The sequence below is a fragment of the Streptomyces sp. NPDC056128 genome (genome assembly GCF_042263835.1).
In the GTDB taxonomy this organism is placed as follows: Bacteria; Actinomycetota; Actinomycetes; order Streptomycetales; family Streptomycetaceae; genus Streptomyces.
Genome location: NZ_JBHJVQ010000035.1, coordinates 1 through 20,975 on the forward strand (window position 1 = coordinate 1; position 20,975 = coordinate 20,975).

The 20,975-nt window shown below is 71.1% G+C and carries 18 protein-coding genes and 2 pseudogenes; 12 read left to right on the forward strand and 8 right to left on the reverse strand.

Annotated features, from left to right (window positions below; translation table 11 throughout):
• The 8 genes from ACFC1X_RS35730 to ACFC1X_RS35765 form a co-directional block, all read left to right on the forward strand.
• On the forward strand, positions 1 to 1,926 hold a 1,926-nt coding region (locus ACFC1X_RS35730), incomplete at its 5' end, for an amino acid adenylation domain-containing protein (RefSeq protein WP_376362327.1).
• 13 nt (positions 1,927 to 1,939) lie between these two features.
• Positions 1,940 to 2,923, forward strand: coding sequence for a TauD/TfdA family dioxygenase (locus ACFC1X_RS35735; RefSeq protein ID WP_376362330.1), 984 nt, complete (start codon positions 1,940 to 1,942; stop codon positions 2,921 to 2,923).
• Positions 2,924 to 3,116: 193 nt separating this feature from the next.
• On the forward strand, positions 3,117 to 3,326 hold the full coding sequence (locus ACFC1X_RS35740) for an MbtH family protein (RefSeq protein ID WP_376362332.1): 210 nt from the start codon (positions 3,117 to 3,119) through the stop codon (positions 3,324 to 3,326).
• Position 3,327: 1 nt separating this feature from the next.
• On the forward strand, positions 3,328 to 4,125 hold the full coding sequence (locus ACFC1X_RS35745; protein WP_376362334.1) for an alpha/beta fold hydrolase: 798 nt from the start codon (positions 3,328 to 3,330) through the stop codon (positions 4,123 to 4,125).
• A gap of 46 nt (positions 4,126 to 4,171) precedes the next feature.
• Positions 4,172 to 5,794: a histidine ammonia-lyase gene (hutH, locus tag ACFC1X_RS35750; protein ID WP_376362336.1), complete on the forward strand. Its 1,623-nt coding sequence runs from the start codon at positions 4,172 to 4,174 to the stop codon at positions 5,792 to 5,794.
• Between the two features lie 65 nt (positions 5,795 to 5,859).
• Positions 5,860 to 7,524: a long-chain fatty acid--CoA ligase gene (locus tag ACFC1X_RS35755; protein WP_376362339.1), complete on the forward strand. Its 1,665-nt coding sequence runs from the start codon at positions 5,860 to 5,862 to the stop codon at positions 7,522 to 7,524.
• Complete coding sequence (locus ACFC1X_RS35760; protein ID WP_376362342.1) at positions 7,505 to 7,711, forward strand: hypothetical protein; 207 nt, start codon at positions 7,505 to 7,507, stop codon at positions 7,709 to 7,711. The genes ACFC1X_RS35755 and ACFC1X_RS35760 overlap by 20 nt, the downstream gene beginning before the upstream one ends.
• Before the next feature lie 2 nt (positions 7,712 to 7,713).
• Positions 7,714 to 8,904: a hypothetical protein gene (locus ACFC1X_RS35765; RefSeq protein WP_376362344.1), complete on the forward strand. Its 1,191-nt coding sequence runs from the start codon at positions 7,714 to 7,716 to the stop codon at positions 8,902 to 8,904.
• A 158-nt stretch (positions 8,905 to 9,062) separates the two neighbouring features.
• Here the strand turns inward: ACFC1X_RS35765 and ACFC1X_RS35770 are convergent, their stop codons facing one another.
• The gene (locus ACFC1X_RS35770) at positions 9,063 to 9,236 is read right to left on the reverse strand and encodes a hypothetical protein (RefSeq protein WP_376362347.1); all 174 of its coding nucleotides are present in this window, start codon (positions 9,234 to 9,236) and stop codon (positions 9,063 to 9,065) included.
• 158 nt (positions 9,237 to 9,394) lie between these two features.
• Between ACFC1X_RS35770 and ACFC1X_RS35775 the strand changes: the two genes are divergently transcribed.
• Positions 9,395 to 10,915, forward strand: a complete 1,521-nt coding sequence (locus ACFC1X_RS35775) for a helix-turn-helix domain-containing protein (RefSeq protein ID WP_376362349.1) — start codon at positions 9,395 to 9,397, stop codon at positions 10,913 to 10,915.
• 441 nt (positions 10,916 to 11,356) lie between these two features.
• On the opposite strand, the pseudogene dmpG reads toward ACFC1X_RS35775, so the two are convergent.
• Positions 11,357 to 12,378: pseudogene (gene dmpG / locus ACFC1X_RS35780) on the reverse strand (4-hydroxy-2-oxovalerate aldolase).
• A 110-nt stretch (positions 12,379 to 12,488) separates the two neighbouring features.
• Positions 12,489 to 12,719: pseudogene (locus ACFC1X_RS35785) on the reverse strand (acetaldehyde dehydrogenase (acetylating)); the annotation flags it as partial.
• A 92-nt stretch (positions 12,720 to 12,811) separates the two neighbouring features.
• On the opposite strand from ACFC1X_RS35785, the gene ACFC1X_RS35790 reads away from it, so the two are divergent.
• Positions 12,812 to 13,789 carry a LysR substrate-binding domain-containing protein gene (locus tag ACFC1X_RS35790; protein WP_376362352.1) on the forward strand — a complete coding sequence of 326 codons (978 nt, stop codon included), beginning with the start codon at positions 12,812 to 12,814 and terminating at the stop codon, positions 13,787 to 13,789.
• 66 nt (positions 13,790 to 13,855) lie between these two features.
• Here ACFC1X_RS35790 and ACFC1X_RS35795 read toward each other — a convergent pair whose 3' ends face one another.
• The 5 genes from ACFC1X_RS35795 to ACFC1X_RS35815 are packed head-to-tail and all read right to left on the reverse strand — an operon-like array spanning position 13,856 to position 18,093.
• Positions 13,856 to 14,848: an amidohydrolase family protein gene (locus ACFC1X_RS35795; RefSeq protein WP_376362355.1), complete on the reverse strand. Its 993-nt coding sequence runs from the start codon at positions 14,846 to 14,848 to the stop codon at positions 13,856 to 13,858.
• Positions 14,849 to 14,851: 3 nt separating this feature from the next.
• The gene (locus tag ACFC1X_RS35800) at positions 14,852 to 15,373 is read right to left on the reverse strand and encodes a 3-hydroxyanthranilate 3,4-dioxygenase (protein ID WP_376362357.1); all 522 of its coding nucleotides are present in this window, start codon (positions 15,371 to 15,373) and stop codon (positions 14,852 to 14,854) included.
• A complete protein-coding gene (locus ACFC1X_RS35805; RefSeq protein WP_376362360.1) occupies positions 15,370 to 15,819 on the reverse strand; it encodes a RidA family protein in 450 nt (149 codons plus the stop codon). Before ACFC1X_RS35805 ends, ACFC1X_RS35800 begins: the two co-directional genes overlap by 4 nt.
• Complete coding sequence (locus tag ACFC1X_RS35810) at positions 15,819 to 16,583, reverse strand: 2-keto-4-pentenoate hydratase (protein WP_376362363.1); 765 nt, start codon at positions 16,581 to 16,583, stop codon at positions 15,819 to 15,821. The genes ACFC1X_RS35805 and ACFC1X_RS35810 overlap by 1 nt, the downstream gene beginning before the upstream one ends.
• Positions 16,584 to 16,623: 40 nt before the next feature.
• The gene (locus tag ACFC1X_RS35815) at positions 16,624 to 18,093 is read right to left on the reverse strand and encodes a 2-hydroxymuconic semialdehyde dehydrogenase (RefSeq protein WP_376362365.1); all 1,470 of its coding nucleotides are present in this window, start codon (positions 18,091 to 18,093) and stop codon (positions 16,624 to 16,626) included.
• A gap of 265 nt (positions 18,094 to 18,358) precedes the next feature.
• Here ACFC1X_RS35815 and ACFC1X_RS35820 point away from each other — a divergent pair, with 265 nt between their 5' ends.
• Both ACFC1X_RS35820 and ACFC1X_RS35825 read left to right on the forward strand, forming a co-directional pair.
• Entirely contained in the window at positions 18,359 to 19,681 is a 1,323-nt protein-coding gene (locus ACFC1X_RS35820; RefSeq protein ID WP_376362368.1) for an MFS transporter, read from the forward strand.
• Complete coding sequence (locus ACFC1X_RS35825; RefSeq protein WP_376362371.1) at positions 19,678 to 20,901, forward strand: carboxylesterase family protein; 1,224 nt, start codon at positions 19,678 to 19,680, stop codon at positions 20,899 to 20,901. The genes ACFC1X_RS35820 and ACFC1X_RS35825 overlap by 4 nt, the downstream gene beginning before the upstream one ends.
• The last annotated feature ends 74 nt before the right edge of the window (positions 20,902 to 20,975 follow it).

A 20,975-nucleotide genomic window follows, 5' to 3' on the forward strand; every position in this document is an offset into this window, starting at 1 on the left:
TTCGACCCCGCCACGGCCGAACGGATCACCACCTACCTCACCCGCCTCCTCACCACCGCAGCCACCCACCCCGACACCCCCCTCCACACGATCGAGATGGTCCCGGAGACGGAGCTGCTCCGGCTGACCGGTCTGGGCACGGGTATCAGCACACCGCTCGGCACCCAGGTGCCGCTCCTGGCGCAGGTCTTCGAGGAGCAGGTCCGGCGGACGCCGGAGGCGCCGGCCGTGACCTTCGAGGACGTCACGCTGACCTTCGCGGAGCTGAACGAGCGGGCCAACCGCTTGGCGCACTATCTGATCGGCCGGGGCGCGGCTCCCGAGCGGACGGTGGCGCTGAACGTACCGCGTTCGGTGGACATGATCGTCGGTCTCATGGCCACGCTGAAGTCCGGCGCGGGCTACCTGCCGATCGACCCCGACTACCCGGCCGACCGTATCGCGTACATGCTCGCCGAAACCGAGCCGCTGCTGACGCTGACCGAGCTGCCCGACACCACGGGCCTGCCGTCCGGCAACCCGGAGGTCACGGTCCACCATGACCACCCCGTGTACACCATCTACACGTCAGGGTCGACGGGCCGGCCCAAGGGCGTCGTGGTGACGCACGGCTCCCTCGCGAACGTGTTCCACAGCCACCAGGACTACCTGCACACCCGGGAGCACCACCGGCAGCCGGGCCAGGTGAACTCCGCGATGATCGCGTCGATCTCCTTCGACGCGTCGTGGGATCCGATGATGTGGCTGTTCAGCGGGCACCAGCTGCACGTGCTGAGCACCGACGTCGCACGTAACGCGAAGAGACTGGTCGACTACATCGCCGACAAGTCGGTGCACTTCATCGACGTGACCCCGTCGTACTTCGCCGAGTTGGTGGAGTACGGGCTCCTGGAGGAGGGGCGCACCGAGCTGTCGATGGTGATGGTGGGCGGCGAGGCGATCGGTGAGGGGCTGTGGCGGGAACTCCGAGACAACCCGCGGGTGTGTGGTTGCAACTACTACGCGCCGAGCGAGTGCACGGTCGACTCGCTGGGCCACCACACGTCCGACGGTGCCCGCCCGATGCTCGGATCGCCGCTGCGCAACACCCGCGTCTACGTGCTCGACGACCTGCTGTGCCCGGTCCCGGGCGGAGTGCCCGGTGAGCTGTACGTCGCGGGCGAGGGCCTGGCCCGAGGGTACGTGCACCAGCCCGGCCGGACGGCGGAGCGGTTCACGGCCGATCCCTTCGGTGCGCCCGGGGCCCGCATGTACCGCACCGGTGACCTGGTGCGCCGGAACACGGACGGGACGCTGGAGTTCCTGGGCCGGGTGGACGACCAGGTCAAGGTGCGCGGGTTCCGGATCGAGCTCGGTGAGATCGAGGCCGCGCTCGGTGCGCACCCGGCGGTCGCACAGTGCTCGGTGATCGTGCGGGAGGACCGCCCCGGGGACCGGCGGCTGACCGCCTACGTCGTGCCCGCGGAGGAGGCTTCGCTTCCCCACCCGGAAGAGCAGCGGAGCCTGTTGCGGCAGACCCTGCCCGACCACATGGTGCCTTCGGCGTTCGTGGTCATGGAACGGCTGCCGCTGACGGCGAACGGGAAGCTCGACCGGAAGGCTCTTCCGGTGCCGGACTACGCGCCCGCCGCAGGCAGCGGCCGGGGGCCGCGCACCCCGGACGAGAAGGTTCTGTGCGCCCTGTTCGCCGAGGTGCTGGGGCTGGAGAAGGTCGGTATCGACGACGACTTCTTCGAGCTGGGCGGGCATTCCCTGCTGGCGACGCGTCTGGTCAGCCGGGCCCGCAGCCGACTCGGTGTCGAGCTTTCCATCCGTGCCCTGTTCGACGCGCCGACCGTCTCCGGCCTCGCACCACACGCCGCTGCCACCGAGGCCCCCAGGCGGCCCGCCCTCGCGCCGCGTCGCAGGCCCACCACCTCACGTTAGGGAACGACAACAGATGACGACCTCGACAGCCGTCCCCGCCCGCACCGGTGTGCACGAGCTTGACCCCGCGGAGGCCGCGGTGGCACACGACGTGGCGCTGCGCCTCGTCGACACGGCCGGCGGGATGGTGGACAACGACAAGTGGATCTCGGCCGCGCGGGCGGCCTGGGAGAAGCTGCCGCTTTCGCTGCGGCACGCCGTACGCACGTTCCGGCGCCACTCGGGGGACCGCGGCACGCTACTGCTGCGCGGGCTGCCGGTGGCGGTGGAGGAACTCCCGGCTACGCCGGGGCACGCCGCGTCGGTGCAGCAGGCGGCGACCGTGCCGGCCGCGCTCCTCATGGCCGTCGCGTCGGGTCTGGGCGATCCGATCGCGTTCGCTGCGGAGAAGTCCGGTGCGATGGTGCAGGACGTCGTCCCGGTGCGCGGCCGGGAGGAGTTCCAGGGCAACGCGGGCTCGGTGCGGTTGTCGTACCACAACGAGAATGCCTTCCATCCGCACCGGCCGGACTACGTGCTGCTGATCTGCCTGCGGCCCGACCACGACCGGGTGGCGGGAACCAGCACGGCGTGCGTACGCGAAGTACTTCCACGGCTCTCCGCGGAGAGCCGGGAGGCTCTGCACACGGCGGAGTTCACAACGGCGGCGCCGCCCTCGTTCGGCGGCGACGGCCGGCGGGCCCAGGCGCACGCCGTGCTGACCGGTCCCGCGGAGGATCCCGACCTCCGGGTGGACCTGGCCGCGACCCGGCCGCTGACCGGCCGGGCCGAGCGGGCGCTGGCCGAGCTCGCCGACGCCTGCGAGACCGTCGGGCAGATCCAGGTGCTGACGACGGGAGACCTGGTCATCGTGGACAACCGGGTGGCGGTCCACGGGCGGTCGCAGTTCGCGCCGCGGTACGACGGTTCGGACCGCTGGCTCCAGCGGACCTTCGTCGCCGCCGACCTACGCCGGGGCCGAGCTCACCGGGTGGGCGACGGGCACGTTCTGAGCTGAACCGCACACCATGCGAAGGCAATTGGTGGCTCCGACTGGCAGTTTGCTGTCGGTGCCACCCCTTGCCAGCGAGATCGCTTGGGCGGCCGGTGGCGGCCTCGCAGAATCCTGGGAGAGGGACCGGCACGCGGCCTCTCCCTGCTTTCCCCCTTCCTCCTGATTCCGATTCCGATTCCGATTGATGGAGCACGACATGACGAACCCCTTCGAGGACGAGAGCGCCCCCTTCTGCGTCCTGGTCAACGATGAGAACCAGCACTCGCTGTGGCCCGCGTTCCGCGAGGTGCCGGCCGGCTGGTCGGTGGTCTTCAGCGCCGACAACCGCCAGGACTGCCTCGACTACGTGAACGAGAACTGGACCGACATGCGACCCAAGAGCCTCGTGGAAGCGATGCGGGGCTGACATGCCGCTGCTGCAAAGCAACGGGGTCGTCCTGGAGTACGAGGTCAAGGGCGCCGGGGAGCCGGTCCTGCTGGTCATGGGGACCGGCGCGGACCGGCGGCCGTGGCACCTGCACCAGGTGCCCGCGCTCGTCGAGGCGGGCTACCAGGCGATCACGTTCAACAACCGGGGCATCCCGCCGAGCACCGGCGCCACGGAGCCCTACACCGTGCGCGATCTCGCCGGGGACGTCGCGGGCCTGCTGGAGCAGCTCAGCCCGGGGCCCTGCCGGGTGGTCGGCTTCTCCCTGGGGGCTCACGTCGTCCAGCAACTGCTGATGGACCGTCCGGAGCTGGTGTCCCGGGCCGTGCTCATGGGCACGACGGGCCGCACGGACACGTTGAGGCGCGCCATGCGGGAGGCGGAGCGCCTCATGTACGACCGGCAGGTGGACCTGCCGCCGAAGCAGCGGGCCGTGACCTCGGCGCTGGAGAACCTGTCCCGGACGACCCTCGCCGACGAGGCGGCGGTCCGGGACTGGCTGGACATCTTCGAGTACGCGCAGCCCTCCGGGCCGGGCATCCGCGCCCAACTGGACCTGGAGCTGGACCGCGACCATCTCGCAGGGTGCGCCGCGGTCACCACGCCCTGCCACGTCATCGCGTTCTCGGACGACGTCATCGCCCCGCCGCACCTGGGCCGGGAGGTGGCGGAGGCAGTCCCCGGCTGCACCTTCGAGGAGGTGGCGGGCTGCGGCCACTACGGCTACCTGGAGAACCCGTCGGCGGTGAACGCCTCCCTCCTCAAGCACCTCTCCTGACCGCCCTCCCCTTCCCACCGCAACGCTCGCACGATTGGACACACACGTGGACGACACCACCTCCCTGGCAACGCTCCCGGTGACGGACATCACGGTCGACGGACACGCGTTGTCCCTGGACACCGTCGCAGCGGTGGGCCGGGGCGTGCCTGGCCTGAGGGTCACGGTGCCCGGAGACGCGGAGCGGCGCATGACCGCCTCGCGGGAGCTGAAGCGGGAGCTCATCGCCACCGGCATCCCCATCTATGGGGTGACCTCGGGGTTCGGCGACAGCAATACCCGCCAGATCTCGGAGTCCAAGACCCGGGAGCTGCAGCGCAACCTGCTGCGGTTCCTGGGCAGCGGGGTCGGCCCGGCTGCCCCGCCGGAGGTGGTGCGGGCCACACTGCTGATCCGCACCAACTGCCTGGCGCGGGGGCACTCGGGAGTACGGCCGGAGGTGGTGCGGCTGCTCCGGGACTGCCTGGTGGCGGACATCCTGCCGCTCATCCCGGAGCGAGGTTCGGTGGGTGCCAGCGGCGATCTGGTACCGCTCAGCTACATCGGCCGCATGCTGACCGGAGAGGGCGAGGTGCTGCACGGCGGGGAGCGGACCGACGCCAGTGCCGCCCTGGCGGCGGCCGGGCTGCGGCCGGTGGTGCTCGAGGCCAAGGAGGGGCTGGCTCTGGTGAACGGCACCTCCTTCATGTCCGGTTTCGCGGCGATGGCCATGGACCGTGCGGCACGGCTCGCCTTCACGGCCGACCTGTGCACGGCGCTGACCAGCCAGGTGCTGCGCGGCAATCCCGCACACTTCGCGGACTTCCTGTTCGAGCAGAAGCCGCATGCCGGCACCCGCGGGAGTGCGGCGCGGGTCCGGCGGCTGCTGAAGGGCTCACAGTCGTTCGAACAGCAGACCGAACGAGGGACGGCCATCCCGGGCGACGTCGACTTCCGGGAGCTGGACAAGCCGATCCAGGACCGGTACTCGATACGCTGCGCGCCGCACGTGACGGGTGTGCTCGGCGATGCGCTGGTGTGGGCGGGCGACTGGATGGCGACGGAGATCAACTCCTCGAACGACAATCCGCTTTTCGACGCGTCGGCCGGGGTGGCCCGCAACGGTGGCAACTTCTACGGCGGCCACGTCGGCCTCGCGATGGACTCGCTGAAGACGGCGCTGGCCAGCGTGGGTGATCTGCTGGACCGTCAGCTGGAGCTCGTCGTGGACGAGAAGTTCAACAACGGGCTCACACCGAACCTCATCCCTTGGATCGAGCCCGGTGACGGGCAGGCCGGCCTGTTCCACGGCTTCAAGGGCATGCAGATCACGGCGTCCTCCCTGGTCGCCGAAGCCCTGAAGAACACCATGCCGGCGACCTCGTTCTCGCGCTCCACCGAGGCCCACAACCAGGACAAGGTGAGCATGGGCACGATCGCTGCCCGGGACGCCTACACGGTCGCCGGTCTGATCGGGCAGGTTGCCGCGATCCACCTGCTGGCCCTGTGCCAGGCGGCCGACCTGCGCGGCGTGCATCTGCTCAGTCCGGCGACCCGGGCCGCGTACGAAGCGGTCCGCGAGGTGTCCCCGTTCCTCGACTCGGACCGTCCGCTGGCCGCGGACATCGAGCGGGTCGCAGAGCTGATCGAGTCCGATCGCCTCCAGGCCGCCGTCGCCGACCTTCCGTAACCTCACCGGGCCAACCCCCGCCGGGCTGTCCCGCCGGGCAACCCCCTGTCACCGATGGAGCCCCCGTGCACACCGTCACGTCCGGAGCCGGCACCGGAGCCGAGCTCAGTCCCGCCGCCGCCGTCCGCCGCCATGCCGTGCGCCGGGGGGACGCCGTCGCGCTCGTCTACCGGGCGGCTGCCTCTGGCACACCGGGAACCCCCCTCACTGAGGTGTCGTACCGCGAGTTGGACGACCGTTCCGGGCGGCTGGCCCGCGCCCTGCTGGACACGGGTGTCGATGCCGGTGACCGGGTCGCCTACCTCGGCCTCAACAGTCCGGCGCTCATTGCGACGCTGCTCGCCTGCTCGGCTGTGGGGGCGGTGTTCGTCCCGGTGAACCACCGGCTGACCGCCGAAGAGTCGGCGGACGTACTGGCCGACTGCGATCCGCGGGTCCTGGTGGCCGAGGCGGGCCAGGAGGCGCTCGCCGCCGCCGTCTTGCCCGGTCTCGAGGTGGAGGCTGTGCTCGGCGTCGGCGAGGACGGGCAGGTACCCGGGGCGCTGCCGCCGGTCGACTCGGAGCCTGTCCCAGCCGGTGAGGACACACTCGCGGCGCTCCTCTACACCTCGGGCAGCACCGGTCGTCCCAAAGGGGTCATGCTCACGCACGGAAACCTGTGGTGGAACTGCGTCAACGTGTGGACGCTGCTGGACACTCGGCCGGACGACGTGGTGCTGGTCGCGGCCCCCATGTTCCACATCGGCGGCCTGAACGCGCTCACTCTGCCGACGCTGCTGCGCGGCGGCACCGTGGTCGTGCACCGGACCTTCGACCCCCACGCCTGCCTCGACGCCCTCGTGACCCAAGGGGTGACCGGATTCTTCGGCGTACCGGCCATGTTCTCGGCACTGGCGGACCTGCCGGAGTTCCCCTCGGCCGAACTGCCGCGGCTACGCTGCGCGGTGGTCGCGGGAGCGCCGGTGCCGCCACGCCTGATCCGCCGGTATGCGGAGCACGGGGTGCTGCTCCAGCAGGCGTGGGGGCTCACGGAGACGGCTCCCTTCGCCACTTACCTGCCGCCGGAGCAGACGGAGGCCCGGACCGGTTCGGCGGGCGTCGCCATGCCGTACACGCAGGTGCGGGTGGCCGACCCGGCTGCCCCGGCGCGGCCGGCCGCGCCCCTGGTGCCCGGGGAGATCCTGGTCCGCGGGCCGAACGTCACCCCGGGATACTGGAACAACGCGGAAACCACCGCCGCGTCGTTCACCGAGGACCGCTGGTTCCGTACGGGGGACATCGGCCACCTCGACGAGGACGGCTACCTGTGGGTCGTCGACCGGCTCAAGGAAATGATCATCAGCGGTGGGGAGAACATCTACCCCGCCGAGGTCGAACGACATCTGACCGAGCTCCCAGGGATCCGAGACGCAGCGGTGATCGGCGTACCCGACCCCACCTGGGGTGAGACGGTGGCCGCGGTCGTCGTGCCCGAGGACGACGCGCCCGCGCTGGACACGGTCCGAGAGGCACTCGCGGCCCAGATCGCCCGCTACAAGCTCCCCCGGGTCCTAGTGACCGTACCCGCCCTGCCCCGCAACGGCAGCGGGAAGACCGACAAGCCCGAGCTGCGCCGATGGTCGCGCGACGGCGCCTGGCCCGCGGGAACACGCACCCAGACGCTGCGCGGCCCGGGCCCGGACATCCCCCTCGAAGAGGAAGGGAACTACCGTGCCCTCGCCGCAGGCTGACACCGTCACGACCGACGCGGAGCAGACGGTGCGCGACTACGCCCGGCAGGTGGACGCCGTCACCCGCCCCGAGGAACCAGTCATCGAGTCCGGACGGCACAGCCTGGGGCGGTTGATCGCCCGCAGGCTGCACATGGCCGTGCACGGCGAGTTTCGGGATCTGCTGAAGAACGGTCAGAACGAGTGAACGTGCCCTCACAGGAGCCGGACGGCGCAGCACCGAGCGGCCCGCCCGCCGCGGGCAACGGGGTACGTGCGGTGCTCGGCGCCGCCGAGGCGGCGCTCGGCTCCCGCTTGTACGAGGCGGCCGACCTCGGCGGGAGTACGCGCAGTACGGTGCTCCGGTGCCGGTCCGAGAACCACGGCAGTGTGGTGGTCAAGGCGTACGCCGACGACCCGGCGGCCCTCGGCGCATTCACCGCGGAGGCAGCCGGGCTGTCGCTGGGGCTGGCCGGGCCGGGTCTGCTGGCCGCCGCCCCCGGGCTTCCACTGATCGTGATGCGGGACCTGGGCAGCGGGCCGACGCTGGCGGACCTCCTGCTCGGGGCGGACCGCGCGGCCGCGCAGGACGCGCTGCTCAGCTGGAGCCGGGCCCTGGGCGCCCTGGCCGCCGGCTCGGTTGCGTACGAAGCGGAGTTCGACGCCCGAGTGGAGCGGTACCGGCGCGGGCACCCCACCTGGATCGAGGGGACCTCCATCCTCGGCATCGTGGGCAGGCTCCCGGAGTTGCTGGACCGGGCCGGGATGGCAGCGCCGCCCGGCCTCGACGCGGACATCGCCGAGATCCGGGCCCTCGCCGACAGCCCGTACACGGGGCTCACACCCGGCGACACCTGCCCGGACAACAGCATGCTCACCGCGGACGGCATGCAGCTCCTCGACTTCGAGGGGTCCGGGTACCAGCCGGTCTTCCTGACCGCCGCGTACTGTCGGATGCCGTTCGCCACATGCTGGTGCGCCTTCCGGCTCCCCGGGAACATCGGCCGCCGTGCGGAGGCCGCGTTCCGCCGCCGGCTACTGCCTGTGTACCCGGCGCTCGCCGACGACGCAGTCTGGGGGCCCGGCATGCTGCGGGCGGTCGCCGCCTGGTCCGTGATGACCCTCGGGGCGTTGCGGTATGCGGCGGAAGGGGACTATCCGCTCCACAGCACCCGGCGGCCGGCCCCGATGTCGCGCCAGTTGCTCACCTACCGTTGGGAGAGCCTGCTGCGCGAGCTCGAATCGACCGGTGAGCTGCCCGCGTTCGCGGAGCTGCTGCGGAGGCTGTTGGCGGATCGAGCCGGGGTGTGGCAGCCGGAACCGCTTCCCGCGTTCCCAGCACTGTCACGGGCGACATCTCAGCCTCAAGATATCGCCCTCAAACGCGCACATTACACATAATGTGACGAACAGAACTGCAGCTCAGGAGCGCTTCCCGACCAGATCCAAGGCCACCACGCACTCCACTTGATGCTTCATCGAAAACACATGCCCAGAGCTGGATGACGAGTCTGGGGCTGGAACCGCCTACGCCGGAGTCTGATGCCACCGCGAACACGTCAGCGAGCGATGATGCCGGCGACGCAGGTGGCCAACAGGGTCATGCCGACCATGGCAACGGTGAGGGGGGCCGCGAGATGTGGGCGCGTGTGGACGACGTGGAACAATGCCCCGCCCAGCAGCAGGGTAAGCAGCAGGAGTAGGAGGACGATCAGCGCGACAGTGGTGGTCATGGGGCTCCTCAGCCGGTCCGGTGCAGGTGACCGATCATGGAAGACCGACGGGTGTTTCGGCACACGCACACTGTTGCGACTTCACGCAACGGCACAATGGGGTTGGCGGAGGAGAACGGATGTCTCAGGGGGAGCTGGTTCCGGGGGGACCGCGCACGATGGTCTTCCAGAAGGACGTCGACAGAGCCAAGGTCGGCCCTGAGCGCTTTGATCTGGCCATCGCGCTGCGCGACTTGGCTCAGCGCCTCGGAGTGTCCCTGAGTCGCTACGCGGTGCGCGTCCCGTGGGACCGCTCCACCCTCTCCCGATTCTTCAGCGGAGCCTTGGTACCTCCCGCCGAATTCGTCGAACAGCTCATCGAGAACGGCGACCGGGAAACTGGTACCGAGTTGACGCCGGCCGCCAAGGACTTGGTGCGCACGCTGCACCGGACCGCCCTGCGCGCCACGAGTCCGGCAAGTGGAGCACTGCAGGACCTGCGGGACGAGCTGGCACAGGCCGACCGGGAGAGCCGCCACTTCCAGCAGGAGGCCCGTCTCCTGCGGGAGGTGATCCGTCGCGCGCAAGAGCAGCTCGACGAGCAACAGTTTCGGCTCCGGCAGTTGGAGAACGCGGGGGCTGCCGAGCGCCTGGCTCACCGCATCGAACTCGAGCAATGGTCCGAGGACTTCGAGTCCATGCGCACCGAGCGGGATGCCCTGAGGGAGTCACTCACTCGACACAAGGCGGAATTGGAAGAATCCCAGCGCCGCGCCCACGAAGCCGAGCTGCGGTGTGCCTCGCTGGAGCGACAACTGGAGACTGCCGAGACACGAGCCGAGGAGGACGAAGCTCAGGCGGAGGCCGCGAGCACCGTGTCGCCCAGAACCCTCCACACAGCGAATCCGACCACACAGGCCACTGTCGGTGACAGCGTCAGCTTCCACCTCGGCTTCGACGCGGCGCTGGGCGCCCGGCTATGGCGGGCTCTTGACGAGCAGGCACCTGTACCACTGGCCGAGGAGGAACTGCAGAAGATGGTCCTGCGGCCCGGAATCTTCCAGCTGATCCGCAAGGTGCCGTACCTGTCACCAGAACTTGTGTACGTGGGCAAGTCTGACCAGGCCCTGCCGAACCGGCTCGACGCCCTCCGCCGAAAGATTCTGGGCCGAAGGGGGATCCTCCCGGAGGAGATGTACTTCACCTGCATGTACATCGAGGACGACATGTCCGCGGTCGCCCCGGAACGGCTCGTCATCAGGTATCTCAAGGAGGAGTACGGCGCCCAGCTCCCATGGAACCTCAACGGCTTCGGCAACAATGACGCAGGCCGCCAGCGGGACCGCTCGGAACTCAACCCCCGGCATTTCGACATGGTCCATCCGATCGACTTGGACTGGGCCATCCGCAACGACGAGATGCGTCGAACGTGGTCTCCGAAGGACTTCGCTGATTTCATCAAGGCGGGGCTCCCCTACAGGTTCAGGCACGAGCTGGGCCCCGAGTGCCTGGAAGCGTCTCCGCTGGTAGTCCCGGAAGGTCCGTTGTCCGCAGACGCGGCGTTCCGGCTTCTCGCTCGGAACCTCGGCGATGCGTGGCAGATCAGCGCGCTCAAGGGGCGTGTGCTCCTGTACAAGGAGCACACGCAGTACCCCAATGCCGTCCGCTACTACTGCGGCGAAAGTGTGCGAAACGCCTAGAGTCAGGGAGCACCCACCCTGCGGTCACGTCGTCGTCGGTACCACGTCCAGGGCCTGTGAGGCGGAGAGCATCGTGAGAACCCGACGCCTATGACAGCGGTACTCCCGGCGCCCTAGGGCAGTCATAGTCAGCTCACGGGCGAATTCACAGGTCAGGAGCCCTTCGCGACCGGCTCCAGAATCGCCACGCACTCCACGTGATGCGTCATAGGAAACACGTCACGCCGAAAAATAGCGAAGAGGGTGCAGGTCAGGGGCACTCTCGGTGCTCCGGACGCGTGGGTGCGAGGCATCGGAGCGTCATACCAGCGTCGAGACTGCCGGGGGCACGCGCCAGATGGGGGGCGAACGCGTCGTGCCCCTCACTCACGGCCTCGTCACCGGTGTGATCACCCAGAGCCGCGGACCTGCCCTCGGTTTCCGCCGGCCGCACCCGGTCGGTCACGTTGCCCTGGCGGCGCGGGTGGCCAGGTCGAGGGCGATGTCGGTGATCATGTCCTCCTGGCCGCCCACCATGCCGCGCCTGCCCACCTCCACCAGGATGGCGCGAGTGTCCAGACCGTGGCGGGCGGCGGCCCCCTCCGCGTGGCGCAGGAAGCTGGAGTAGACACCGGCGTAGCCGAGGGTGAGGGTCTCCCGGTCGACGCGCACCTCGCGGTCCTGGAGCGGGCGGACCAGGTCGTCGGCGGCGTCCATGAGCCCGAACAGGTCACAGCCGTGCGTCCACCCCATGAGGTCGGCGACCGCGACGAACGCCTCCAGCGGGCAGTTGCCGGCCCCTGCGCCCTGACCGGCGAGGGAGGCGTCGACACGGGTGACGCCGTTCTCGACGGCGACGACGGAGTTGGCGACTCCCAGACCGAGGTTGTGGTGGGCGTGGACGCCGAGGCCGGTGGCCGGGTCCAGGACGTCGCGGTAGGCACGGAGGCGATCGTGTACGCCGTCCATGGTCAGCCGGCCTCCGGAGTCGGTGACATACACGCATTGAACGCCGTAGGACTCCATCAGCTTCGCCTGGCGGGCCAGTTCGGCGGGCTCGGCCATGTGGGACATCATCAGGAACCCGGCGACGTCATGCCCATCTCCCGCGCGGCCGCGATGTGCTGGGCAGAGATGTCGGCCTCGGTGCAGTGCGTGGCCACCCGCACCGCGCGGATCCCCAGGGCGTGCGCCTGCCGCAGGTCGTGCAGCGTGCCGATGCCGGAGAGCAGGAGGGTGGTCGGCACGGCGCGGCGAGCGGCGTCGGTGACCGCCTCGATCCACTCCCAGTCGGTGTGGGCCCCGATGCCGTAGTTGATGCTGGAGCCGGCCAGGCCGTCGCCGTGCGCGGTCTCGATGGCCGCGACGCCGGCCGCGTCCAGGGCCCCGGCGATGGTGCGGGCCTGGTCCACGGTGTAGCAGTGCCGGACGGCGTGCCTTTCGTCACACAGGGTGACGTCCTGGATGTACAGGGCGGGCGCGATGTCCCCGGACACCTCGCCGGTCTCGGTCGCCCGGCGCTCCCGTATGCCCCCGGTCCTCGCGTCGGCCGCGGTGCGCCGGGGCATGCGCGTGTCGTCGGTGTGCGGTGCGGTCATCGTGCGGCCCCCTCGGTGGAGCGGTGTGCGGCCATGCGCTCGGCGGTGCGCAGCGCGGCCGAGGTCATGAAGTCGAGGTTGCCCGCGTAGGCGGGCAGGTAGTGGGCGGCTCCCTCGACCTCCAGGAAGACGGAGACCCGCAGGGCGTCCCCCGAGGTGCCGGCGGGCAGCAGCCCGCGCAGCGGGTCGTCCGTGCTCACCCGCTCGAACTGCACCTTCTGCTTGAGCCCCGGCGGTGCGCACGGCGGCCCTCGGGCTGTCGCGGACGCTGCGCGGAGGGCGGACGGAGGTCGGACTCCGGTTCGGTTAGTGTCGGGCTGTGGAGACACCCCGCCTGTTCGACGGCCGCCTCAAGCTGCGTCACCTGCTTCTCGTCGACGCGCTCTCCCGGCAGGGTTCGGTGGTGGGCGCGGCTGCCGAGCTTCACGTGACCCAGCCCGCCGCGACCCGGAGCCTGCACGAGGTGGAGGAGATCCTCGGCGTGCGGCTCTTCGAGCGCGGTCCCCGGGGAGTCAGCGCCACGGTCTTCGGTGAGGCGTTCACCGGGCACGCCCGGGCCGTCCTCGCACAGCTCACGCAGGCGGGCCGGCACGTCGTCGAGCTGGCGGCGGCCGACCGGGGCACCGTCGTCGTCGGCACCCACCTGGCCGGTTCGAACATCCTGCTGCCGCGTGCGGTGGCCGCGCTGAAGCGGGACCGTCCCTTCCTGACGGTGGTGGTGCACGAGGCGTCTCCCGAGGAGTTGCTGCTGGGCCTGGAAGCCGGCCGGATCGACCTGGTCGTGGGCCGGCTGACCGCTCCGTCGGGCGAGGGCCTGGTCCGGCGCCCGCTGTACGACGAGTTCGTCGGGCTGGTGGTGCGGTCCGGGCACCCGCTGACCGGACAGCCGGACGCCGGGCTCCACGACACGCTCGGCTTCCCGTGGATCCTGCCCGGACCGCAGACCGCGCTCCGCCGCGAGGTGGAGGAGCTCTTCACGCGCCGCGGCCTCGAACTGCCGCCCAACCGGGTCGAGGCGACGTCCTTCCTGACCGTGCGCCAACTCCTGCTGGAGACCGACGTGGTGGCCGTACTGCCCGGCTCGATCGTGCGGGACGACGGCCGTCTCGTGCGGCTGCCCGTGCCGCTGGAGCAGGTCGGCCACCGGGTCGGCCTGACCGTGCCCGCGGAGCGCACCCTCAGCCCGTCGGCCCGGGCGCTGATCCAGAGCCTGGAGGAGACCGCCGGCGCGATGCGGGAGAGCCCGGGCGACGACGGCGACGGCGGTGCCCTTCCCAGCGCCGGGGACACCGGCTGAGCGCCCCGGTCCCCGCACCCGTGTGGATCGGGTCGGGGACCGGGGAGGCGGCGGGGACCAGAGGGATCAGAGGCCCAGATAGCGTTCCGCGTTGCCTCGGGTGATCTTGTGCCGGGCCTGCTCGGTGAGGAAGCCGCTCTTGGCCACGACCCCGCCCACCGGTCGCTCCCCCAGCGGGTAGGGGTAGTCGCTGCCGACCATGACGCTGTCCTCCCCCAGAGTGTCCACGAGCAGCCGCAGCGCACGGTCGTCGAAGACCACCGAGTCCACGGAGAAGCGGCCCACGTAGTGCGAGGGCGGGTGCTCGGAGGTGCCGACGACGTCGTTGCGCCCGTGCCAGGCGTTCTCCATGCGGCCCAGCCAGAAGGCGAACGAGCCGCCGCCGTGGGCGAAGCAGATCCTCAGCCGCTCGTCGATCCGGTCGAAGACGCCGCCGAGGACCAGCGCCAGGATCGACAGGTGCGTCTCGGCCGGCATCGCCGTCAGCCACCGTGCCATCCACCGGTCCAGACGGGGCGAGGTGTCCATGTCCCACGGGTGGACGAAGACCGGTACATCGAGGGCGGCGCAGTGCTGGAGGAAGGTCACGACGCCTTCGCTGTCCAGGTCGCGGTCGCCGACGTGGTTGCCGATCTCGACGCCCCGGTGGCCGGCGGCGACCGCCCGTTCCAGTTCGCGGCAGGCCGCGTCCGGGTCCTGGAGCGGTACCTGGCAGAACGGGATCAGCCGGTCCGGTGCGGGGGCGGTGATCTCCAGGGCGAGGTCGTTGAAGATCCGGGCGATCTTCGCCGCCTCGGCGCCGCTGCGGCCGTAGTGGAAGAAGGCCGGGGTCGGGGAGACCACCTGGGTGCGCACACCGTCCGCGTCCATGTCCCGCAGCCGGACCTCCGCGTCCCAGCAGTCGTCCCGGATCCGCCGGAACTCGGCGGACCCCGTCATGATGACGGCCTCCTTCTCGGACTCGATCCGCAGCCAGGGGGCGTCGGGCCCGCCGAGGTCCGTCAGGTCGGGCCAGCCCCGCGGCACGTAGTGGGTGTGGACGTCAATCAGCTCTGCCACCGGTCAGCCCTTCCCGGGGTGGAGGGCCCCGCAGGCGGAGCAGGTGCGGGCCTTCTCGTCACCGTAGAACCGCTCGAAGACCGGCGGCAGGTCGGCCACGATGTCGGTGACCTGGAGCTCCACCTCGTACACCTGCGCGGAGCAGGACGGGCAGTACCAGAGGAACTTCTCCAGCGTGCCCTCCTCGCGGACCCGCTCGATCACCAGGCCGATGGAGTCCGGGTCGGGACGCTGCGGAGAGTGCGGCACGTTGCCGGGCAACAGCCATGACTCGCCCTGCCGGATGTGTACGGTCCGGGGGCCGTCCTCGGTCATGAGGTTGACGTGCATGTCCCCCTTGACCTGGTAGAACCACTCCTCGTACGGGTCGAGGTGGAAGTCGGTGCGCTGGTTGGGGCCGCCGACGATCTGCACGATGAAGTCGTTGCCGAGCGACATGGTCCGGTTGTTCACCGGGGGCTTCAGCAGGTGCGCGTGGTCGTCGATCCAGCCCTGGAAGTCGATGACCTCGGGAATGTCGGTCACGATGTCCCCTCTGTGATGTCGGCGGCCGTACGGGCCACCGGCAGGTGGGCCACGGCCTGGATCTCGATGAGCAGGTGCGGGTGGGGCAGTTGGTGGACGGCGACGGTGGTCCTGGCCGGTCCCGCCTCGTCGAAGTACTGGCCGTAGACCTCGTTGTAGCCGCCGAAGTCGTTCATGTTGACCAGGTACGCGGTCACCTGGACGACGTCGGCGAGCGAACCGCCGGCGTCGGCGAGGATGTCGCCGATGTTCTCGACGACCGCCCGGGTCTGCGCCCGGATGTCGAGGTCGGTCGTGCCCATCTCGTCGGTCGCGACACCCACGAAGGAGTTGTCGGGGCGGCGGGAGCTGGTGCCGGAGACGAAGACGAGGTCGCCGGCGCGGCGGAAGTGCGGGAAGCGCCCACGGGGCTTGGCCTTCCCGGGGATGACACGTGCCTCGTCCATCACACGCTCCTCACGCTGACGCGGCCGAGTCCGGCGACCTCGCAGGTCGTGACGCCGGGGGTCAGTGCGATGGCGGCGGTGGCCGCGCCCGCGAGCACCGTGTCGCCCGCGAGCAGCGGGACCTCGCGGCGGCGGGCCATGTCGAGCAGCGCGCGCAGCGCGTTGACCGGTGCCCCGAGGATGGCCGCGGTGGTGCCCTCGGCTCCGCTCTCGCCGCTGGTCAAGCGTACGGCGAGGTCGGAGACGTCCCGCACAGGCAGCCACGGGCCGACGGCGTAGCCGGCGGCGGAGGTGTTGTCCGCGACCACGTCCTCGTAGGTGAAGCGGAAATCCCGGTAGCGGGAGTCGATGATCTCCAGGGCGGGGGCCACGGCGTCCACGCAGTCGGCGATGTCGGTGTCGGGGTCGTGCGGGTCGACGTCCCGGCCGAGCCGGAAGGCGACCTCCGGCTCCACCTTCGGGTGGATGAACCGGGCCAGCTTCACCTCACCGCCGTCGGCCACCCGCATGGCGTCGGTCAGCCTGCCGACGATGATCTCCGAGACGCCCATCTGGGCCATCTTCGCCTCGCTGGTGAAGCCCAGCTTGACGCCGGTGAGGCGTTCGCCGCGGGCGGTGCGCCGGGCGAGGAGCGCGACCTGGACCGCGTAGGCGTCGTCGACGGTCAGGGTGTGGGTGTCGGCGAGGCTCGGCGTGTCGGATACGGACGTCTGGGCGTCGTCGAGGACGGAGGCCAGGGCGTCGGCCGTCTCCTGGGTGATCATCGGTGGTCTCCTTCGACTCGGGGTGGGGTAACGGTGTCCGTCACAACTGCACGCACACGTTTGTCGGTTCGGTGTAGAAGTGCAGGGACGAGGCGCCTCCCTCGCGGCCGAGGCCGGAGAGGCCGACGCCGCCGAAGGGCGAGCGCAGGTCCCGCAGGAACCAGGTGTTGACCCAGGCCATCCCCACGTTCATCGCCTGCGCCACCCGGTGGCCGCGCCTGAGGTCCCGGGTCCACACCGAGGCGGCGAGGCCGTACTCCGTGTCGTTGGCCAGGGCGACGGCCTCCTCCTCCGTGTCGAAGGGGATCAGCGCGGCGACCGGGCCGAAGACCTCCTCGCGCACCGGCCGGTCCGCGTTGGTCAGGCCGGTCCACAGGGTCGGCTCGATCCAGGAGCCGCCGTCGAGTCCCGCGCCGAGGCCGGGAGTGCCCCCACCGGTGAGGACCGTGGCGCCCGCCTCCTCGGCGAGCCGCAGGTAGCCGCGCACCTTGTCCCGGTGGGCCTGGGAGATGAGCGGGCCGGTGGTGGTCGCGGGGTCCCGCGGGTCGCCCAGGCGCATGGAGCGGGCCCGCTCCACCAGCCCGTCGGCGATGTCGGCGAAGACCGACCGCTGGACGTAGACCCGCTCGGTGCACAGGCAGACCTGGCCGGTGTTGGCGAAGACCGACCGGGTCAGCCCCTCCAGGGTCTCGTCGAGGTCGGCGTCGGCGAAGACGAGCGCGGCGTTCTTGCCGCCCAGTTCGAAGGAGACGGGGCGCACCCGCGGCGCGACCGTCTTCATGACGTGGGCGCCGGTCGCCGACGAACCGGTGAAGGTGACGCCGTCGATCCCCGGGTGCGACGTGACGTACTCGCCGGCCGACCCCCCGCCGAAGCCGTGCACGACGTTGTAGGCGCCGGCCGGCAGTCCCGCCTCGGCCAGCACCTCGGCCAGCAGGGTGGCGGTGCCCGGGGTCTCCTCGCTCGGCTTGACGACGACGGTGTTGCCGCAGGCCAGCGCCGGGGCCACCTTCCAGGTGAGCAGCAGCAGCGGCAGGTTCCAGGGGACGATGACCGCGACCACGCCGAGCGGCTTGCGCACCGCGTAGTTGAGGGCCTGGCGGCCACCGGGCAGGTCGGTCAGGAAGGACTCCTGGCCGGCCGCGGCGACCACGTCGGCGAAGGTGCGGAAGTTGGCCACGGCCCGGGCCACGTCGAGGTCGCGGGCGAGAGCGAGGGGCTTGCCGGTGTCGGCGGACTCGGCGGCGACGAACTCCTCGAACCGGGCCTCGATCAGGTCCGCCGCCCGGCGGAGTACGTCGGTGCGCTCCCGTACCGGGGTGGCGGACCAGGGGCCGAGCGCCTTGCGGGCCGCCGAGACCGCCCGGTCCACCAGGGGGGCGTCGGCCTCGTGGACCCGGCCGTGCACCTGGCCGGTGGCCGGGTCGATCGCGTCGAAGCATCGGTCGGTGGGGTCGACGAAACGTCCGTCGACGAAGTTGCGGATCCACCGCGGAGTCTGTGCCGTCATGGCCTCACACTGAAACTCCCGGGCCATACCTGACAAATGAAGAATTCGCCGTGTCCCATCACAGGATGGGTATAGCCGACGTCGTCCGCGCACGCGCCCACCCGGGCGCCGTCCGGGCTGTCCCCGCCGGACGGCTTCCCCGGCAGCTATACCCGGATCGCAATACCGGCAGGCCGAAACGGCATTTGTGACCTCTGCGGGGAGGACACAGGATCCCTCGACAACGGGCGTCCACCCGTCTCTCCCCCAGCGAACGAGGTATCCCATGAGCGACGACGCGAGGCGTCGGGGCGCGAGCAGGACAGCGCTGGCCACCCTTCTGGGCACCACCCTGGAGTGGTACGACTTCTTCCTCTACGGCACGGCAGCCGCCCTCATCTTCGACAAGCAGTTCTTCCCGTCCCTGAGCCCCGCCGCGGGGACGCTCGCCGCCTTCGGCACCCTCGCCGTGGGTTTCGTGGCCCGCCCACTCGGCGGGCTGGTCTTCGGCCACTTCGGCGACCGCCTCGGCCGCCGCTCGACCCTGGTGGTGTCCCTGCTCCTGATGGGAGTGGGCTCCACCCTCATCGGGCTCGTGCCCAGCTACGACGCCATCGGCCTGTGGGCCCCGGTGCTGCTGGTCCTGCTGCGTGTGGTCCAGGGGATCGGGCTCGGCGGCGAGGGCGCCGGCGCGACCCTGATGTCGATGGAGCACGCCCCCGAAGGACGTCGCAACCTCTACGCGGGCTTTCCCCAGATGGGCACTCCGGCCGGCCTGGTGCTGGCGAACATGGTCTTCCTGGCCACCCAGTCCCTGGCCGGAGACGGCACGTTCACCGACTGGGCGTGGCGCGTCCCGTTCCTGCTGAGCATCGTCCTGGTCGGGGTCGGTCTCGTGGTCCGGCTGAGGGTCACCGAGTCGCCGTCCTTCGAACAGGCGAAGGAGGAGCACGAGGTCGTCCGCTTCCCGCTGGCCGCCGCGCTGCGGACCGATCGGGTCCGCCTGCTCATCACCCTGCTGGCCGTGCTCGCGAACTCGGCGGTCGCCTACGTCTTCATGGTCTTCACCCTGTCGTACGGCACCGACCACCTCGGCTACGACCAGCGGTTCCTGATCCTCGGGGTGAGCGGGGCGGCCGTGCTCTGGGGCGTGTCCATCCCCGTATGGACCCGGATCGCCGACCGCAGCGGCCGGCGCACGCTCTTCATCGGCGGCTCCGTGGCCGTCCTCGTCTGGTGCGCGGTGTTCTTCCCGCTGCTGGACACCGGTGACACCGCCATGGCAGTGCTGGCGCTCGCCGGGATGGGCCTGATCATCGCACCCACCCACTGCGTGCAGGGTGCCATCATCGCCGACACCTTCCCGGTGCGGGTGCGGTACTCCGGTACGTCGCTCATCCTCCAGGCCGGTGCGGTGCTCGGTGGTGGCCTGGCGCCCATGATCTCCAGCGCACTCCTCGATTCGGTCGGCTCCTCGACGGGCGTGACGTGGTACCTGGTGGGTGTCTGCGCCCTGAGCCTGGCCGGCGCTGTGGCGCTCTTCCGCGCCGCTCCCGAAGCGCCGGCCGAGCGGGCACCGTCGACCTCCGAACTGGCAGGTAAGGCATGACCGACCGCCCCGTCCTCCGCAGCGGCCCCCTGCGGTACGCCACCGCCGAGCGCTTCTCCCGGCCCCGCCCTCCGGCTTCGGAGTCCCCCGCCGGGCCGGCCGGCGCCGTCTGCCCGCAGCCTCCGTCCCGTCTCGACGCGGTGATGGGCCCGCCCCTCGACCGGCGGCCGCAGAGCGAGGACTGCCTCCAGCTGGCGGTCACCGCTCCGCGGGGCCGCCCGGCACCGGACTCTCCGGGCCGGCCTGTGCTGGTCTGGTTCCACGGGGGCGGCTTCAGCAGCGGCGCCGGCATCCGCGACTGGTACGACGGCGGTGCCCTCGCAGCGGAGCAGGACGTGGTCGTCGTCAGCGCCGGCTACCGGCTCGGCGCCCTCGGCTACCTCCTCCTCGACGGCGTCAGCGAGGGCAACCTCGGGCTGTGGGACCAGGTGGAGGCGCTGCGCTGGGTGCGTGAGCACATCACCCGCTTCGGCGGTGACCCCGGGAACATCACTCTCTTCGGCCAGTCGGCCGGCGCGCTGTCCATCCGGCTGCTGATGGACGTGCCCGAGGCGCGCGGCCTGTTCCGCCGGGCGATCCTGCAGAGCGCCCCTCTGGCCATCGCCACCCGGCCGGCGGACGAGGCACGGGACCTCGGCCGCGTCTTCGCCGCCCACCTCGGCACCGACCCGCGGACCGCCTCCCCCGAGCGGCTGCTGGCGGCGCAGGCCCTGACCGCCGCAGAGCAGCAGCGCCGTACCGGGAACTCCCTGGCTCCCGCCTTCGGACCGGTGAGCGGCGTCGGACCGCTGCCCGCCGAGGCCGGGCCGCTCGGCTCGCGCAACGGCGCCCCGGACGTCCTGTACGGATGGAACGCCGACGACATGTCCGCCTTCCCCGAGGGCCCGCACGACTCCGGGAGCGTCGCCGAGCGCACCCGGCGCGTGTTCGGGACGCCGCTCACGGCGTTGCGCGGTGAACTGGAGCGGGCCGGTGCCCGCGCGTACGGCTACCGTCTGGACTGGCGCCCGCCCGGCTCGCCCTTCGGGGCCACCCACTGCGTCGAGATCCCCCTGCTCCTCGGCTCGGCCGGGGCCTGGCTGAGCGCACCGATGCTGGGCGACGCCGGCTGGGCGGAGGTGGACGCGATCGGCCGCCAGGTGCGTGGCACCTGGGCCGCCTTCGCCCGAGGCGGGAACCCGGGCCCGATGCCGGCACCGCTGACCGCTCTCGCCGGCTGAGGGTCCGGCGTCGCCCTGTCACCGGGACGGCGGGCACGTCCGCGGTCCCCGGACGACCCCGGTCGGCGACGTCT

Coding starts and splice junctions, on each gene's coding strand:
- ACFC1X_RS35735 (WP_376362330.1), top strand. CDS start 1,940: ATGACGACCTCGACAGCCGTCCCCGCCCGCACCGGTGTGCACGAGCTT.
- ACFC1X_RS35740 (WP_376362332.1), top strand. CDS start 3,117: ATGACGAACCCCTTCGAGGACGAGAGCGCCCCCTTCTGCGTCCTGGTC.
- ACFC1X_RS35745 (WP_376362334.1), top strand. CDS start 3,328: ATGCCGCTGCTGCAAAGCAACGGGGTCGTCCTGGAGTACGAGGTCAAG.
- ACFC1X_RS35770 (WP_376362347.1), bottom strand. CDS start 9,236: ATGACCACCACTGTCGCGCTGATCGTCCTCCTACTCCTGCTGCTTACC.
- ACFC1X_RS35775 (WP_376362349.1), top strand. CDS start 9,395: ATGGTCTTCCAGAAGGACGTCGACAGAGCCAAGGTCGGCCCTGAGCGC.
- ACFC1X_RS35805 (WP_376362360.1), bottom strand. CDS start 15,819: ATGGACGAGGCACGTGTCATCCCCGGGAAGGCCAAGCCCCGTGGGCGC.
- ACFC1X_RS35810 (WP_376362363.1), bottom strand. CDS start 16,583: ATGATCACCCAGGAGACGGCCGACGCCCTGGCCTCCGTCCTCGACGAC.
- ACFC1X_RS35815 (WP_376362365.1), bottom strand. CDS start 18,093: ATGACGGCACAGACTCCGCGGTGGATCCGCAACTTCGTCGACGGACGT.
- ACFC1X_RS35820 (WP_376362368.1), top strand. CDS start 18,359: ATGAGCGACGACGCGAGGCGTCGGGGCGCGAGCAGGACAGCGCTGGCC.
- ACFC1X_RS35825 (WP_376362371.1), top strand. CDS start 19,678: ATGACCGACCGCCCCGTCCTCCGCAGCGGCCCCCTGCGGTACGCCACC.